13 protein-coding genes are annotated in these 17,868 nt (G+C 36.3%); 7 read left to right on the plus strand and 6 right to left on the minus strand.

The window, feature by feature from the left end; all coding sequences use genetic code 11:
• Nucleotides 1-2,451, minus strand: coding sequence for a M14 family metallopeptidase (locus tag ACOCEA_RS12505; protein ID WP_420756589.1), 2,451 nt, complete (start codon nucleotides 2,449-2,451; stop codon nucleotides 1-3).
• A gap of 172 nt (nucleotides 2,452-2,623) precedes the next feature.
• Between ACOCEA_RS12505 and bshC the strand changes: the two genes are divergently transcribed.
• Nucleotides 2,624-4,225: a bacillithiol biosynthesis cysteine-adding enzyme BshC gene (gene bshC, locus ACOCEA_RS12510; protein WP_420756590.1), complete on the plus strand. Its 1,602-nt coding sequence runs from the start codon at nucleotides 2,624-2,626 to the stop codon at nucleotides 4,223-4,225.
• On the opposite strand, the gene ACOCEA_RS12515 is transcribed toward bshC, so the two are convergent.
• From ACOCEA_RS12515 to ACOCEA_RS12530, 4 genes are all read right to left on the minus strand, one after another.
• Nucleotides 4,226-4,771, minus strand: coding sequence for a pyridoxamine 5'-phosphate oxidase family protein (locus ACOCEA_RS12515; RefSeq protein WP_420756591.1), 546 nt, complete (start codon nucleotides 4,769-4,771; stop codon nucleotides 4,226-4,228). It lies immediately after the preceding gene.
• A 345-nt stretch (nucleotides 4,772-5,116) separates the two neighbouring features.
• On the minus strand, nucleotides 5,117-7,093 hold the full coding sequence (locus ACOCEA_RS12520) for a thiol-activated cytolysin family protein (protein WP_420756592.1): 1,977 nt from the start codon (nucleotides 7,091-7,093) through the stop codon (nucleotides 5,117-5,119).
• A gap of 237 nt (nucleotides 7,094-7,330) precedes the next feature.
• Nucleotides 7,331-9,205: a tetratricopeptide repeat protein gene (locus ACOCEA_RS12525; protein WP_420756593.1), complete on the minus strand. Its 1,875-nt coding sequence runs from the start codon at nucleotides 9,203-9,205 to the stop codon at nucleotides 7,331-7,333.
• A gap of 346 nt (nucleotides 9,206-9,551) precedes the next feature.
• On the minus strand, nucleotides 9,552-10,277 hold the full coding sequence (locus ACOCEA_RS12530) for an SIMPL domain-containing protein (RefSeq protein ID WP_420756594.1): 726 nt from the start codon (nucleotides 10,275-10,277) through the stop codon (nucleotides 9,552-9,554).
• Between the two features lie 74 nt (nucleotides 10,278-10,351).
• Between ACOCEA_RS12530 and guaA the strand changes: the two genes are divergently transcribed.
• The 4 genes from guaA to ACOCEA_RS12550 are packed head-to-tail and all read left to right on the plus strand — an operon-like array spanning nucleotide 10,352 to nucleotide 15,000.
• The gene (guaA, locus tag ACOCEA_RS12535) at nucleotides 10,352-11,884 is read left to right on the plus strand and encodes a glutamine-hydrolyzing GMP synthase (protein ID WP_420756595.1); all 1,533 of its coding nucleotides are present in this window, start codon (nucleotides 10,352-10,354) and stop codon (nucleotides 11,882-11,884) included.
• 2 nt (nucleotides 11,885-11,886) lie between these two features.
• A complete protein-coding gene (locus ACOCEA_RS12540; protein ID WP_420756596.1) occupies nucleotides 11,887-14,076 on the plus strand; it encodes a LysM peptidoglycan-binding domain-containing protein in 2,190 nt (729 codons plus the stop codon).
• A gap of 1 nt (nucleotide 14,077) precedes the next feature.
• Nucleotides 14,078-14,482: an OsmC family protein gene (locus ACOCEA_RS12545; protein ID WP_420756597.1), complete on the plus strand. Its 405-nt coding sequence runs from the start codon at nucleotides 14,078-14,080 to the stop codon at nucleotides 14,480-14,482.
• A complete protein-coding gene (locus ACOCEA_RS12550) occupies nucleotides 14,470-15,000 on the plus strand; it encodes a DUF922 domain-containing protein (RefSeq protein ID WP_420756598.1) in 531 nt (176 codons plus the stop codon). The genes ACOCEA_RS12545 and ACOCEA_RS12550 overlap by 13 nt, the downstream gene beginning before the upstream one ends.
• Before the next feature lie 12 nt (nucleotides 15,001-15,012).
• Here the strand turns inward: ACOCEA_RS12550 and ACOCEA_RS12555 are convergent, their stop codons facing one another.
• Entirely contained in the window at nucleotides 15,013-15,882 is an 870-nt protein-coding gene (locus tag ACOCEA_RS12555; protein ID WP_420756599.1) for a hydroxypyruvate isomerase family protein, read from the minus strand.
• 47 nt (nucleotides 15,883-15,929) lie between these two features.
• Between ACOCEA_RS12555 and ACOCEA_RS12560 the strand changes: the two genes are divergently transcribed.
• Together ACOCEA_RS12560 and ACOCEA_RS12565 are read left to right on the plus strand one after the other, a co-directional pair.
• Complete coding sequence (locus tag ACOCEA_RS12560) at nucleotides 15,930-16,172, plus strand: DUF3820 family protein (protein ID WP_420756600.1); 243 nt, start codon at nucleotides 15,930-15,932, stop codon at nucleotides 16,170-16,172.
• A 50-nt stretch (nucleotides 16,173-16,222) separates the two neighbouring features.
• Entirely contained in the window at nucleotides 16,223-17,860 is a 1,638-nt protein-coding gene (locus ACOCEA_RS12565) for a CTP synthase (protein ID WP_420756601.1), read from the plus strand.
• Nucleotides 17,861-17,868 lie beyond the last annotated feature (8 nt).

Below are 17,868 nucleotides of genomic sequence, written 5' to 3' on the forward strand. Positions count from 1 at the left end.
TTAATTGACCATAAAAAGGGCATTGGCAAAAAAGAGTTTTCCATTTTCCCAAAATCCCCTAAAAAGAGGATTGTCTACCATATATATGACATGGCCACGGCCCATTTTTTCAGTACCATAAATTAAGGTTTCGTCAATTTTCTTTTGTGCTTTGCTACCGGCGAAACCAGAAACAGGAACATTGGCACCTTTGGTAAGGTAGACTACATTTCCGTTATCCAAATAGTTAAAGGCCCTATTACCAAGTTTTAATGTAAAATAACTTTCGTCATAACCATACGCCAAAGGGTGTGTTGGGTCAACGGTTGCTTTGAAAATGGCACCTGTTATTGCTGATTTAATATATTCTCTTTGGCTAACATCAAAAGCATCAAGATTTGGCATAGAGTCCTTTTCTTGTTCTTTCTCCTTTATGCCAAAACCTTTTAGTTTTGAAAGGGCATCAATAGCTCCGCCCATGGCAATAAGCTTGCCACCAGAGCTTACCCAATCCTTTATTTTATTGGAAATGGCTTCGGTCATAAATCTACCATAACCTCTACCATCAGGTAAAATTAGAACTTCATACTCGTTAAGGTCAATTTGGTTAAAATATGTTTCATCCAAAATGGTTATTGGATACTTCAACTGTTGTTCAAAAAAGTGCCATATTTCACCAAAACGCAAGGTTGAGGTAGGTTCTCCAGATAATACAGCAATTTTGCTTTTGGGAATCATGGCTACATAGTCGGAGCCAAAATCCTTACCGCTATCTACAAAACCGGTTTGTACAGTGCTTAGGTTTTTAGAAAACTTAATTGATCCATTATTTAATATTTCAATAAAATCAGAAAGGTGTTTATTATCGGAAGAGGTTATAATAAGGCTACCGCGTTCATAGGCTTTACCATCTAATTTAAATGGTTTTTTAGTATATCGGACCTTTACTTTTTTGTTAAGTAAAAAGGTCAAAAATTCCGCATCGTTAATTGATTTCCAGTTGGTTATATACGCATAACCATTTGCTTTTAATACCCCAAATTCTTCAACCCTATGTGGAAATGATTCACTTGGAATATTGCTTTCGGTTGCTATAGCATCCAATCCATAAGCATAGGGTAAAGACCATGCGGTAATATCGTAGGTTACAGAGTCACTTAGTTTGGCATTAGGTTCAAAAAGCACCTTTACTAAAGTACCCTTTGGTTGATTTGTAGAAACCACTAAGCTATTTTCCTTTGTTCTTAAATTTTTTATTTTTCCAGAAGCGTAGTCATAACCCTTAACTGATGCGTCCGTGGTAAAACCAAACTCCACTTCATGTTTTTTTAATAAAGAGGCTAAAGTATTCAGCTTATTTTTATTTCCACTGAGTACATAGTTTTTATACAGATAGTTCTTTGGTTGATAGAATTTTTTAAATTCCTCATTAAGTTTAGCAACGTTTTTAGAGGCTACTTCTATTGTAGAAATTCCAGTTGTGTAGTGGTGTGCTATACGATCGTTAAGGGTTAAGGTATCCCCAATACTTGTGATAATACCTAAACCTGCCCTACCACTGCCGCCTTGCTCATAGGTCATGCCAATACTGCCATTGTATGTGGGGTAAGTATCACCATAGCTAGGGTACAGAAGATCAAACTCTTCTTTGGTAAAGTAAAACCATCCGTTTTGGTCAAAGTATTTGGCATGGTTCTTACCAATGGTTTCCTGAAATTCACGTTGAAAATCGGTAACAACCTCATGATATGGTTCTGCGGCAGGCGCAAAGTAATACGGATTATCTACACCTTGTTCATGAAAATCTACATGGACATGGGGTAACCATTTATTATACTGTTTTAATCGTTGTTGACTTTCAACCTGTGTTAACCATGCCCAATCCCTATTTAAATCGAACATATAGTGATTGCTTCTACCGCTCCACCAACCCTCATGGTGTTCTTTACTGAAAGGGTCTACATTATTGGGACTATTTTTATATTGATTATACCAGTTTACATATCTATCACGACCATCTGGGTTAATACAGGGGTCTATAATTACAACGGTATCTTCCAAATAATTACTTTTTGATGTTAGCAACTCATAAATGGTTTTCATAGAGGCCTCGGTACTTACACTTTCATTGCCATGTACATTGTAACTAAGCCACACAATAGCTTTGTCCGGTTCACCCGTACCTGAAGTATTTTTTAGGTGCTCCAATCTTATATTTTCCAAATTCTTCATATTGGCTTTTGTAGAAATGTAGGCCAATACTAAGGGCCTATTCTCATTGGTCTTCCCATATTCAGTCAATTGCATTCTATCAGGAATGGTTTCTGCTAAATATTCATAATAATCTATAACTTGGTGGTGTCTAGTAAACTGTGAGCCTAACTCATAACCCAAAAACTCAGAGGGCGATTTAATTTGGGCAAGGACTAATAATGGCAACAAAAAAAGTAGTGAGGGTAGAAATATCTTCATTTAACTAGTATTGAGATGGCATAGCTTCAAATCTACCAAATAATTGTTAAACTTTCCTTTGGGTTTCCTGCTTTTTAACAAGCAAATTGAAAATGGGTTTACCTCTTATTAACGTATTTTTAGGAACTCTAAAAAAGAAGAGTTTTATATTTACCTTCATTTTTGCTTTTATATGGATATTGACTGTTTACCCTTTAGAAAGACCGGATATTTTTCAAAATTGATATGCGATTATATCGATGGTTCAGCAGCTGTAAACACCCTTTACAATAGGTACCCGGATATAGAAGGGTTCAAAGGTCAAATAGAGGAAAAAAGAAAGCATTTTCCTGTAGAAAATAGAAAGGTATTGGCAGATGCTTTATCACGTCAATATGAAGATATCAAGGCTTCATCACATACCCTTGAACATATTCAGTTGCTTAAAAACAAAAACACCTTCACAGTTGTAACTGGTCATCAATTAAATCTGTTTACCGGTCCATTGTACTTTTTGTATAAAATAATATCCACAATTAACCTTGCCAAAGAATTACAGGAAGCTTACCCTGAAGATAATTTTGTTCCTGCATATTGGATGGCAACCGAGGATCATGATTTTGATGAGATCAATTATTTTAATTTTGAAGGCAAGAAAATACAATGGAACAAGAATGCCTCTGGGGCAGTTGGACAATTGAATACAGATGGATTGGAAGAAGTGTTCCAGATTTTTTCCAATGTCTTAGGGGAGAGTCAAAATGCAAAATTTTTAAAGGATCTTTTTGAAAGGTCATATTTAGGACATGATTCACTAACCGAAGCAACCCGCTATTTAGCTAATGAGCTTTTTGGTGAATATGGTTTGGTTATTATTGATGGAGATGATGCCAGTTTAAAAAAAATATTGATTCCTTATGCTAAAAAGGATATTTTAGAACAGACGGCTTATGAAGCTGTGACACAATCAATTGAGAAAATTGGAGAAATAAGTAGTGATTATAAAGTTCAAGTAAATCCGAGGGAAATAAATTATTTCTATTTAGTGGATGGTATCCGTGAGCGTATTGTTCGGCATAATGGTCGTTACTTTGTTAACGATACACAAATATCCTTTTCTGAAGAAGAGCTTTTACAAGAATTGGAAATACACCCAGAGAAATTTTCACCAAATGTTATTGCAAGGCCCCTATATCAAGAAGTTATTTTGCCTAACCTCTGCTATATTGGTGGCGGAGGAGAATTGGCCTATTGGTTAGAATTAAAAACAGCTTTTGAAGCCATGGATGTTCCTTTTCCTGTTCTACTTTTACGTAATTCTGCTCTGGTTATTACTAAGAAACAGGAAGATAAATTAACTAGGCTGCATTTAAGTGTTCAGGACCTGTTTTTAAACCAGAACAGCCTTATCAATAAGAAAATAAGGGAAATATCTAACATTGATATTGATTTTACTCCGCAAAAAAAAGTGTTAGAAGAGCAATTTAAAGCTTTATATGAGTTGGCCCAGCAAACGGATGCTTCTTTTTTGGGGGCGGTAAAAGCACAGGAAGTAAAGCAAAAAAAAGGTCTGGAAAATTTGGAAAAACGCTTGTTGAAAGCACAAAAACGAAAATTACGCGATCAGGTTTCACGTATGACCGAAATTCAAAATGAACTTTTTCCAGGTCAATCACTACAAGAACGAAATCAGAACTTTTCTGAACTTTATTTAGAATACGGCAAAGAGCTCATTCCTATGCTTTTTAATTCATTACATCCTTTACAGTTGACTTTTTCAATTATTAAGGTCTAGTTAAGGCACTAGAAATTCACTTACCCAAAGGTCTTCGTTTTTAGAAAATTTTACCCTGATGTGATTGGGTCTTTTTAGTTTTAAATATTCTAATTTAAAAGGGACAATGGTAATCATACAAAAATGGTGGTGCTCGTCAAGATATTCTATCTCGTCAGGATTTTTTATAGTACTTCCCGGCGCATATTTTGTAGTATAGTCTTTTTTACCCTTTGCCTGTATTCGATTCCAATATTTGGAAAGCGTTTTTTCATCGACATGTATATTGGCCAAGCCTTCAATCCTAATTTGCAATAGCTTTTCAGGATGGTAAAGTAAGAGGCTTACATTGGGGTTTTCTTTTATATGGGTTACTTTTTTAGACCTTTTGTCCGTAAAAAAAACAATATTCTGATCATGGGAGACTTCTCTTATTACTACCGTACGTAAACGTGCTATTTTGTCTAACCCAATAGTGCCAAGCGTGGCATACCTAAAAGGGTGTCCATGTTCAGAAATTCCTTTTTGTAGCTCATCGTTAAGTTCGTTCCAGAATTTAGCTGTCATGATTTTTTTAAATAAATGTACAAAATCTAGGTAGGGTTTTTAGAGGTATGGTTGTTATACTATAAATTACTATGAAAGAGAAATTTAATGTACTAGTAAAACTTGTTTAGGTTGGTTTTTTTGATTTTGATTTAAAAAGCTCGGGGTGGTTCCCGAGCTTATTTTTTTTGTTAAAAATGTATATGACTGTAAGTTTTTAAAATGTCGATCGTCCAAGTGCAAGAATACAAATTGCTATGAGAAAGAATATTAATTCTCAAAACTTGTGTTCAAAGGTTTAGTTGGTTGAAAAAAGCCCGGTTGGTTCCCGGGCTTTCTCTTTATCTAAAACAAACTTTTACCTAGCTAGTTGATAACCCATGGGCCTTCAAAACTATCTGTATCATTCTTATACTCCATCAATTCATCGCCCTTATCGTTAACAAAGAGCCACCCTCCGCTGGCACCTCCAAAAGAAATATAGGTGCTGGCCCCAACTTTTTCAAAAAGCGTAGCGCCAGGATCATTATCTCCTCCCGTACCAAATAGTTTGTTTTCTGTTTCGCCTCCCCAAGAACCACCTCCCGTGCTATCGTACAATGCATAGGTGCTACCATCACCTCCGAAAAATATTTTTCTGCCGGCCAGGGTAAATCTTGCACCTGCAGCGAATCCTTGATTGGTATAGGGAAAACCACCACTATCACCGAAAATGGTATTTACTGAATAAACGATATTTTCACCATTCGTTTGATTGTAGAGGCCTATTGGTCCGCCAACTGGAGAGGCAGTGTTTGGGTCATAATTGAAAATTTCATTGGCCAAACCATTGTCATTAAAAATGTAAATTTTGTTGTCGCCAAAGCGAGTACTTGCGCCAATTGAAGTAAAAGTAGTTCCTCCAATAGGTCCAGTAGGGTCCGTTATATCCCATATTCCTTTTATTCTGTTTTCAATTATGGCCTCATTACCATCAAACCAGGCATATCTTGTGCCCGCTTTATTGAAAACCAAGATATCACCATCCCTTATTTGTAGCATTGCACCAATACCACCTTCGTCGTTGTCTGTTTTGAATAGGTCAAGTAAAGGGTGGTATCCAGTAGGGGGGAGTATACCCCTTAGTTCACAATTTCTAATGGAATATTTGGTTGCAAGATTTGTTTTTACCGTTTTACTTGGGTCTAACACACTGTTGACCACGTAAGACAAAGGCTTTCCATTTCTTATATCACCAGCTAAGGCCAATCTATCTACAACTTGCTTCAAGTTTGACACGGCATTTTCACCTGAATATATTTCGCCAACGGCATTTAGTGTGCTTTCGGAGTCACCACCATATGCAATGACTTTAACCGTAAACTGATTGTATTCGTTCAGTTTTTGAATATCCACTTCAGCGGTTACTTTATTTTTTGCTGCACCATATGACCCCTCAAGAGTTGCTTTCATGTCTTCTGCAGATGCTGTAGATTCATAAAGCATATAAAAAATCCTACCATAGGTTACAGACGAGATGTAGGTGGCCGGATTACCTGGCTGAACATCTTGCGCTAAGTCTTCTGCGGTTATACTTGGATCAAAAAACTCATCAGGGCTATTGGGTTTTACAAAACTCATAGTATAGTACCGTTGCTTAAGCTTTACAAGAACACTGCTGGTTTCCACTTTTGTATCCAATGAGAAGTTGGAATTGACTTTTGATACCAATGTGGATACCTTTAACCCCATTTCAAGAGCTAACTCTTCGGATGAATTTATGGCTACGATTTCTAAACTAAAGTCTGCCGGTGTTATATTTTCAGGATTTCCAGCTATGATATTGTTCATAGCCTGGTTTACAGAGCCTTGATCTACCACATCCACTTTTTGCGTTGCCTCAGGATTACCTACGTTTAAGTCATAGGTAATGGATCCTCCTGCTCGCTTAGCATCTATTGCTTCTGGTGTGCCATTATCCAAGGATTTATATTGCAAAAGATTGCCGGGCCATATCACCGTTGCATTTGGGTTGTAAACTGGATTGGTGTCCGTGCCCCCAAAAATATCTATCTCTTTGGTAGTGCAAACCCAGCGTTGTTCCACTGTAATGTCTAAATTGGCGCTATCCTTCCTATCGAATTTTTCCGGTTGTGGTAGGGGGACTGGTTCTCCTTCCTGTTTCGTAATCTCACGGGGGAATTCTTCAATGTCACCAGCTTGAGCCAATACCTCCTTTAACGTTGCTCCCGTTGACGGATTCACAGTTATGTCGGTACTAGGGTCATCTTTACTACAGGCTACTGCTAGAATTAAAAGTAGTTGTATAAAAAATCTACTGAATAATTTATTCTTTTTTTTCATCACGTTTTGTTTTGTGGTTAAACTTAAATACGGTTTTGTGTGACTTACTCAGCTTTAGTCTGCAGTACTTAACTGAGCAAGACCACAAAACGGTTGTCATTGTCTAGATCGTTTCTTCAATGACACCACAAACCTAAAGTGTTGATTGTGAGGATAAAAAAAAGTCGGGTGGACATTAGGTGGACACCCCAATATTACTAATGGACAAATAGTGGACAGGCTTGAAACTCCTATATTTTATAGGCTAAGAACCAAATCTTGTAAAGAGTCCTCGGTGGATAAATCTAGCTTTTTACGAAGTCGATAACGCGCTTTTTTTATTCCTTCAGGTGAAATATTCAAGATATTGGCAATCGCTTTTGAGGACAAATTCATTTTTAAAAGAGCTAATAGCCGTAGCTCATTCGAAGTCACCTGGGGGTATTTGGTTTTCACATTGCTGTTAAAGTCTTTGTGGACTTCCTCAAAATAGCGCGAGAAGTTTTCCCAATTATTATCGTCCTGCAAATCAAAGTTTATAGTTCGTATCAACTGGTTGTATCCTCTGCCCATATTTTCCTTGTCTTTTAATTCTTGAGCTTTTGACTTAAGGTTTTCAAGGGTCTCATTTTTACGGGCTAAGTTCAAGGCATGAGTAGTGAGTTCTTTCTTTTTAAATTCGAGTTCGGCATCTACCTTTTCTTTTTCAAGCATATTGCGCTTCATTTTTTGCCGAATGGCGTAAATTCCAATAAGTGAAAGCAGCAAACCGATTCCCAAAAGTATTTTTTGAAGTGCACTGATTTCTGCTTGTTGTTCCAAAACCGTGATTTCTTTTTCTTGAAGAGCGATTTGTTGTTCTTTTTTTTCAGTATCGTAAATTGTCCTGAGTTCTTCTATTTGTTGAGACTTCTTTGAATTGAAAATACTATCATTTAAGAATTGATATCTTTTTTGGTCTAGATAGGCATTCCTGTATTGTCTGATATCATAATAAAGTTCAGCTCGATTCAGTGACACATCGGATAAGATTTCTGCAGCGTTGATGGAATCAGCTAAAGCGATGGACTTATTATAATAAACAAGCGCTTGGTTCTCATCGTTATTTTTTAGATAGGCATTCCCTAACTGATTAAAATTGAGAGAAAGGTTATCCTTTGTGCCAAATTGCTCATTAAAAGGTAACCCTTCTTTCAGTATATAAAGCGCTTTTTCGTAATCACCCTTTTTAATATATGTTTTGCCTAGGTTGATTAGAACATGGCCACGCATTATTGGAATCTTTTTTTTCTTGGCGATGTCTAGGGCTTTCATGTAGTTTTCAATAGCAGAATCATAGTTTCCAAGTTCAAGATTCACATTTCCAATATCAGAATAGGTGTGACCCATATGGACTATATCATCTATGCCATCATAAATTCCGAGGGCGCGTTCAAAATACTCGAGCGCTTTTTCATAGTTTTTTAAACCCATTTCAGCATATCCAACTCTAACCGCCGCCGTTGCCGTGTGGATTTTGAGTTGGAGGGTATTGGATTTTGAATTTAAGCTGTCAAAAAGTTTTAACGATTCAATAGAATATTTAACCCCAAGGTTGTAGTCTCCCTTTTTAATGTAGGCTAGGGATTTGTTGCCAATTCTATTTGCAAGATTGTCCCAGTGTCTATTTTTTCTGGAGTAGTTGATTCCAATGTTATAATACTCAATTGCTTTTTGATAATTACCGGAAGTATATTCAACCACACCTAAGGCATTAGTCATTTTGATTATATATTCCTCGTGCTTTATACGTTTAAAAATATCTAGGGCTTCATTGATGTAATATCGAGCAGAATCGTTTTTACCTATGGTTTGGTAATATCCGGCTCCAAGATAGTAGTTGGCAAAGCCTTCACCGTTTGGGAAATTCAGTTTTTTAGAAAGTTCAAGGCCTTCTTCGATATATTTTTTTGCTTTTGTAGGATCTGTATAAAACTCCTCTAAAAACAGTTCTTCCAGAGTTAAGACCTTAAGTGTATCATCTTTTTGTGTTTTCAAAACGTTGAGAAGACTATCCAATCTTGGATTTTCTTGTCCGTAAAGACAAAGACACGAGTTGAATAAAATAAGGACAAGTCGTATTTGAATTTTCATTTTGGTACGATTACCTACTAAAAATAGACATTTAAATTCAACCCATTGAAAAAGAAATATTTAGATAAGAAAAAAGACCCGGAGTAGTTCCCGAGCTTTTCTTTTTTGAAGTTGTAAGGATTGTAAAAATTGTACTAACAAGGATATGGGATACAATTGCTATGAAAAAGAATTTTTTTCAGGAATGTATTCCAATTAGGTTGGTCGAAAAAGTCCGGCATTTGCCGGGCTTTTGTTTTTTTAAAATGCTTTTTGAGCAAAAAGCATTGGGTATTAATTTTGTGGGAATCGATTTAAAAATTTAATTACCAATAGTTTGATTAAATTTTTATGAAGTAATTATTAGCTATCTTACCTTGTAGTCCAATCGCATGGTAATGGAAGCAGTTTTGTTTTTAGAGGCCGTATTGTATGCGCCGCCCCATGAAAAATCTTCACCAGAATTCTGACCGGTAATTTGAAAAACACCCATTTTAGCAGAAACCAAATCGCCTAGATCACTCCCGGAATTCTCGGCAATTTTTTCAGCTCTTAATCTTGCGTCTTCGGTGGCTTTAGAAATCATTTCAATTTTAAGGTCGGCCAATTTTGTGTAATAATATCTAGGGGAGTAAGAATTAAACTGTACGCCTTTGTTTAATAACTCTGTAATTTCTCGAGATACGTTTTCTATTAAAGAAACATCTTGTGATTCTATTTTTATAGTCTGTGTTAACTGATATCCTCTAAAAATGCTTCCAACATAATTTCCATTTTCATATTTATTATCCCGTAGTTCTGTGGTTTGTACACTATTAAAAATAATTTGTTCCGCTTTTATTCCTTTAGTGGTTAAATAGGTCTTAACAATATCTTTATCATTGTTTAGCTGTTCAAAAGCCAACGTAAGTACGGTATTATTTGCGGAAAACTGCCCTTCCCAAACAATCAGATCAGAAGTGAAATTTTCATTTCCAAGACCGGTAACTGAAATAATTTGTGGTGGGTTAGCCCTTCGAACATAGGCGTTCCCTAAAAAATAAGCAGATATTATTATTGCTGCCCCAAAAATAATTGCACTGACCTGTTTCATAACTTCTTATTAAATTCAGAATAAATATACCTAAAAGATACTTTTCTAGTACCGTCAATTTGCTATTTTTGCCCATGCAAAATAACGTCCTGATTTTAGATTTCGGTTCCCAGTACACACAACTCATAGCTAGAAGGGTTAGGGAACTCAATATTTTCTGTGAAATAAAACCTTATAATAAACTACCTGAAGATTTGTCCGGCTACAAAGCGGTGATATTATCCGGTTCACCATTTTCTGTGAGGGCAACGGATGCACCCCATCCAGACCTATCATCCATTAAGGGAAAAAAGCCGTTGTTGGGGGTGTGTTATGGCGCACAATATTTGGCTCATTTTAATGGTGGTAATGTAGAGAAATCAAATACTAGGGAATATGGTCGTGCCAATTTATCACATGTGGAATCCGATCACCCATTTTTCAATGGTATTGATGTTGGTAGTCAAGTATGGATGAGCCATGCAGATACCATAAAATCACTTCCAGGGAACACAAGCCTTTTGGCAAGTACGCATGATGTTGAAAATGCGGCCTTTAAATTTAAAGGGGAGGAAACTTATGGTATTCAATTCCATCCAGAAGTTTATCATTCTACAGATGGTAAACAATTATTGGAGAATTTCTTAGTTCATATAGCAGGAGTAGCCCAGACTTGGACGCCGGATGCTTTTGTAGAGTCAACGGTTACCGATTTAAAAGCGCAGATTGGAGAGGATAAGGTAATCCTGGGATTATCAGGAGGTGTAGATTCTACTGTGGCCGCAGTACTATTACATAAGGCTATTGGGAAACATCTACATTGTATTTTTGTAAATAACGGACTTTTACGAAAAAATGAGTTTGAGGATGTACTTAAGCAATACGAAGGTATGGGGCTTAATGTTAAAGGTGTAGATGCTTCGGCACGCTTTTTGGATGCTTTGGCAGGAGAGAGTGATCCTGAGACAAAACGTAAAATAATTGGTCGTGTATTTATTGAGGTTTTTGATGATGAGGCGCATATGGTAGAAGATGCAAAATGGTTGGCACAAGGAACCATTTATCCTGATGTGATTGAATCGGTTTCTGGCACTGGTGGGCCTTCTGCTACTATAAAGAGTCATCATAATGTTGGCGGATTGCCCGATTTTATGAAATTAAAAGTGGTAGAGCCTTTAAAGATGTTATTCAAGGATGAGGTAAGACGGGTAGGAAAAAGTATGGATGTAGGTGATGAGCGATTAGGAAGACATCCGTTTCCAGGTCCTGGCCTTGCTATCAGGATTTTAGGGGATATAACGCCAGAAAAAGTAACTATTTTACAAGAAGTGGATCATATTTTTATACAAGGATTACGTGATTGGGGACTTTATGACAAGGTCTGGCAGGCCGGAGCCATGCTTTTGCCCGTAAATAGTGTAGGGGTAATGGGAGATGAACGTACGTATGAAAAATGTGTGGCTTTACGAGCAGTAGAAAGTACAGATGGTATGACTGCAGATTGGGTGAATTTGCCCTATGAGTTTTTGCAAAAAACATCTAACGATATAATTAATAAAGTACCTGGTGTAAATAGAGTGGTATATGACATCAGCTCTAAACCACCAGCGACCATAGAATGGGAATAAAAATGAAAAATTCAGTAAAAGTTCTTTTTATAGTCGTACTATGTGTACTCTTTACAAATACGGCTATTGCACAAAAATTCACTACCCACGCAGTAAAAAATGGTGAAACGTTGCAGAGTATTTCTAGTGAATACGGAGTTACTCAAGAAGCTATTTTACAGTACAATAAAGAAATAAAAAAGAACGAGAAGCTCAATGTCAACACCATTTTGGTCATACCTAATTCTAAAGATCAGGCTTCCAATAAGGGTAATTCTTCCGTCGTTTCTTTGATAAAAGGGATTTTACAGGATTCTGTTGTAATAAGGGAGCCTATAGGTTTTATTGAGCATAAGGTAAAGAAAAAGGAAACCTTGTTTGGTATTGCAAAGCGGTATAATGTATCTGAGGAGGAGATTAAGAAATATAATAAGGAACTGTACGCCTCTCAGCTAAAAAAGAAAATGGTGATTCGCATTCCAAAATATAAAAGGGTAGCGGATGAAGAAAGTACCATAAATCCAGATGATTTTGAAAAATACATAGTAGCTCCAAAAGAAACTAGATGGAGTATTGCCCATAAGTATGGGATAACAATAGATAGTTTACTTGTATTAAATCCAGAGCTGTCCAAAACAAGTAATTATCTAGCCGAAGGATTTGAACTTTTATTGCCTAAAATAGCAGGTACAACCGTTGATAATCAAGAAACCCAGCTGTTCATTTCGTATACCGTACCTGCCAAAATGAACTTTTATCGATTAGAAAAGGAATTTGGTGTAAAATCCGACGAGATAGTTAGGTTAAATCCGGAGATAGTAGAACGAGGCGGACTTAAAGAGGGAATGGTCATTAGATTACCGGAAACAAAATTGGATCCAGGTGAAATAAATACGGACAATTATATATTTTATGAGGTTAAGCCTAAACAGAACGAATTTAGGCTTACGCGTAAATTTGGCATGTCTTGGGCAGAATTAATTCAGCTTAATCCAGATTTAAAGGATGGTCTAAAAGCCGGTATGATCTTAAAATTACCAAAAGATCAAGCTAGTAATTTTGAAGTAAAAAATTCCTTGGTTCTAGATAAGGTAAACTTATTGGACAGCATCAATACGGCAGTTAAGCCTAAGGTGATGTTCTTGCTGCCTTTTCGTTTAGATAAATTAGATTTATCAGATAAAGAAAAAGTAGCATGGACTATTGAAAACAGGAATAGCCTTAAATATAGTTTGGGATTATATTCTGGCGCTTTAGTTGCTCTAGATTCTATAAAAGCATTGGGTGTTTCTGTTGATGTAAGGACCTTTGATAATAGGTTGGATATCCAACAAACAAAATCAATATTAAGTAAGGAATTGCTTTCAAATTACAGTGCTATTTTTGGGCCATTGGATATCCCTTCCTTAAAAGAAGTAGCCGTGCAGGCGGCGAAATATGATGTACCAGTTATAGCACCTGTTCCAGCAAAGAGCGATATCAGTTTGGATAATGTATTCTTTTCCTATACAGAGGAAAAATTGCTTCGCGACCATATGGTGAAGTACATAAAGGATAATTATAAGGAAGAGAATATAGTGGTAATAGCCGATGAAAAGCATACCGAGGTCAAGGAGATGTTGATAGGACAATTTACTAACGCAAAGACAGTCCAGGTAAAAGAAGAGGAAAAGAATATTGGAATTAATAAGGATAAATTAGGAAGCTTATTATCTGAGGAGGTTGAAAATTGGGTTTTTGTAGAGTCGGATAATTTTAAATTAATATCTAGTATAGTCTCTATTTTAAATGCCTTCAATAATTCTTTTTTGGATTTGGAAAATAGCAAGAATAAAGTAAAGGTGAGAATGTTCACAACAGATAAAAACAATGCATTTGAAAATGATGTAATATCCAGTACACACCTCTCCAACCTAAATTTTACCTTCCCATCTGTTTACAGGGAAGTCAAAGAAAGCTCTTTTGTAGAACGATATAGGGAAAAATTTGGAGATGACCCCGATAAATTCGCCGTAAGGGGATTTGATATTACTTTTGATTTGTTATTAAAACTTGCTTATCAAAATGATTTAATGTCCATCTCCAAGCTTATAGGGCAAACCGAGTATAATGGAAATAAGTTCGATTATGAAAAGGATGCTACTTCCGGATACTTTAACAAGGCATCTTATATCATGGCCTATGAAACAATGCAAATAAAGGAATTAGAGTAGTATGACTTCTAGTGTAGTATACAATGGTGGTTTGCGAACGGAATGTACGCATCTTAAATCGGGTAATAGCTTTGTTACCGATGCACCAACGGACAATAATGGCTTAGGACAGGCTTTTTCTCCAACAGATACCATAGCTACCGGATTGGCAAGTTGCATGCTAACTATGATGGGTATAAAAGCTAATGGTTTGGAAGTGGATTTGGTTGGTTCCAAAGCAGAAGTAACCAAGCACATGGCTGTAAATCCAAGAAGAATTTCTAAAATTGAGGTGACCTTGAGTTTGCCTTCAAATATTTCAGAAAAGGACAGGAAAATTTTAACCCATACCGCAAATACCTGTCCCGTACTTTATAGTTTACATCCAGATATAGATAAGGTAATTATTTTAAATTGGGTGCTTTAAGTAAATTATCGGTACTATATTTTACAGTTTTAAGTTGTATTGTACTCTATGGTCAAGAAGAAGTCCCATGGCGTTCCGACTTAAAATTAAATTGGAACCATTTTAAAGGCGAAGTGCCAATGGGTTCTGGGGCTGCCGCAACCACAGCAAGCGGAATAAGTTACCGGTTCTCTACATTTTATGAGAACGGAAAAATGAAATTGGAGTATAGTGTCTATGCCTTCTTTTATCCTACCGAATCATGGTACAAGCCAAAAATATGCAATGATGTAACCTTAAGCCATGAAAGACTTCACTTTGATATTTCTGAACTATTTGCCCGTAAAATGGATGAGGAAATGGCAAAGACAAGTTTCACTAAAAATGTTAAACAAGAAGTAAGGGCCATTTATAAAAAAACGCTTCGGGAATTAAATATGTTTCAAAATGAATATGATATAGAAACCAATTATTCCCGAAACGTTCCTCAGCAAAAACACTGGATTGCTAAGATTCAAAGAGCGCTTTCTTCTGATTAAGCTTTTTTAGGCCTAAACATCGCAAATAGTAACACCCTGTTTTAATGCTGCAAGTTTATCTTCCCAACTTGGTACAAACTCTTGTGCAACATGTCCAGTATATCCAGTTGCGACAATTGCCTTCATAACGGCCGGGTAGAAAATTTCTTGTGTTTCATCAATTTCATGCCTTCCCGGATTGCCACCTGTATGGTAATGACCATAATATTGATGGTAATCTTGAATATTTCTTATGATATCACCTTCCATTATTTGCATATGATATATGTCATACAGGAGTTTAAAGCTTTCAGATCCAATGGCTTCACATAATGAAACACCCCATTCAGAATTATCACACATATAATCCTTATGGTTCACCTTGCTATTTAATAGTTCCATTTGAAGAACAACACCATGTTCTTCTGCCATGGGCATTAATTGTTTTAAACCTTTGGCACAGTTTCGAAGTCCTACTTGGTCGTTCATGCCATTTCTATTGCCACTAAAACAAATAAGATTGGTAAAACCCGCTTCCGCAACTAAAGGAATAACGCGTTTATAATCAGCGATTAATTCTTCATGTAGGTCGGGATTGTTCCAGCCTTCAACAATTCCTTTTCCTGCACCCCAACACATAGATGCATGGATATTGTATTTTTTCAAAAGTGGAAATTGTTCAGGGTCAACTAGGTCAATAGACCTAATATCCAACGAGTTAAGAGCCTGTAAAAATTCTTCGAAGGGAATTGTGTTATAACACCAATAACATACACTATGATTAATATTGTATTTTAATTTATCCGCTATTTCCTGTTTGTTACTGTTGGCTACTACATTGGTTGTAGCCACTAAACCAACGGATGCTGCTGCCGCTGTTCCTATAAAACTTCTTCTTTTCATTGTAAAAATTGTTGATTTCTTAAAGATAATTTTTTTAGATTTAAAAAATGGAAATACAGCCGGATAAAAGCAAATTAATAGAATTGGCCCATTATAGAATGCCATTTGGGAAATATAAGGGGAATTATCTGGTAAATTTACCGGAAGCATATTTAATATGGTTTCAACAAAAAGGTTTTCCTGAAGGTAAATTGGGAGAATTATTGCGTTCTATGTTAGAAATCAAAATAAATAATTTGGAATTCATAATAAGAAAGATCCAGAAAGATTTTCCTAAGGAAAGCACTTAATTTCCTTTGGCAATTTGTAACTTTGTGTCCCGTAACACAGAAATCTATACATGTCACAAACAAAATACATCTTCGTTACGGGAGGCGTAACCTCTTCTTTAGGAAAAGGAATTATCGCTGCCTCATTGGCAAAATTACTCCAGTCAAGAGGATACCGAACCACAATTCAAAAACTAGATCCCTATATTAATGTAGATCCAGGTACTCTTAATCCGTACGAGCATGGTGAATGTTATGTAACCGATGATGGCGCAGAAACCGATTTAGATCTTGGTCATTACGAGCGTTTTCTTAATGTAAGGACTTCGCAGGCCAATAATGTTACCACTGGAAGAATTTACCAAAGTGTTATAGAAAAAGAACGTAGAGGTGAGTTTTTAGGGAAAACCGTTCAAGTAGTACCACACATTACCAACGAAATAAAGGACCGGGTTCAAATATTAGGTAAAAGTGGTGATTATGATATTGTTATTACCGAAATTGGAGGTACCGTTGGTGATATAGAATCTTTACCTTATATAGAAGCTGTACGTCAGCTACTATGGGAACTGGGCGATAATAACGGAATTGTTATTCATTTAACATTAGTGCCTTATTTATCTGCCGCTGGGGAGTTGAAAACCAAGCCTACACAGCATTCTGTGAAGACCTTAATGGAGAGTGGTATCAAAGCTGATATTTTGGTTTGTAGAACTGAACATGAAATATCTGATGAGATTAAAGACAAGTTGGCACTTTTTTGTAATGTCAAAAGAGAGGCAGTAATACAAAGTATAGATGCTTCTACCATTTATGATGTTCCATTGTTAATGCAGGAAGAAGGATTGGACACAGTTACTTTAAATAAACTTAATTTACCTGATACTACAGAGCCAGATTTAACCAATTGGAATAAATTCTTAAAAAGACATAAAAACCCAAAAAATGAGGTTACCATTGGTCTGGTGGGTAAATATGTAGAATTACAGGATTCTTATAAATCTATTTTAGAAGCGTTTATACATGCAGGTGCTGAGAATGAGGTAAAAGTGAAGGTACGTTCCATACATTCTGAACATTTAAAGGGTAAGAATTTAGATAATAAATTAAAAGGCCTTGATGGTATTTTGGTAGCTCCAGGATTTGGAGAAAGGGGAATTGAAGGAAAAATAAAAGCGGTAAATTATGCAAGGGAGAACAACATACCATTTTTAGGTATCTGTTTAGGAATGCAAATGGCCGTTATAGAATATTCTAGAAATGTACTGGGTATTAAGGATGCCTGTTCTACCGAGATGGATGCGAATACAACTAGTCCGGTAATAAACTTAATGGAAGAACAAAAAAACATTACCAACAAAGGAGGGACAATGCGTTTGGGTGCTTGGGATTGTTTGCTTAAGGACAATAGCTTGGTGCAAAAAGTTTATGATGGTGCCAAAGAAATTTCTGAACGTCATCGCCATAGATATGAATTTAATAATGCCTATAAAGAACAATTGGAAAATGCCGGATTAATTGCGTCAGGAATCAATACGGAGACCAATCTTGTTGAGATAGTGGAGTTAAAGGACCATCCATGGTTTATTGGTGTACAGTATCACCCTGAGTACAAAAGTACCGTGGCCAATCCACATCCTTTGTTCGTGGGATTTGTAAAAGCCGCATTAATACACAAAAAGGCACAAACTAATGCCAGTATGGCATAAACTGCCTA

The organism is Maribacter luteocoastalis (assembly GCF_048890225.1).
Lineage (GTDB): Bacteria > Bacteroidota > Bacteroidia > Flavobacteriales > Flavobacteriaceae > Maribacter > Maribacter luteocoastalis.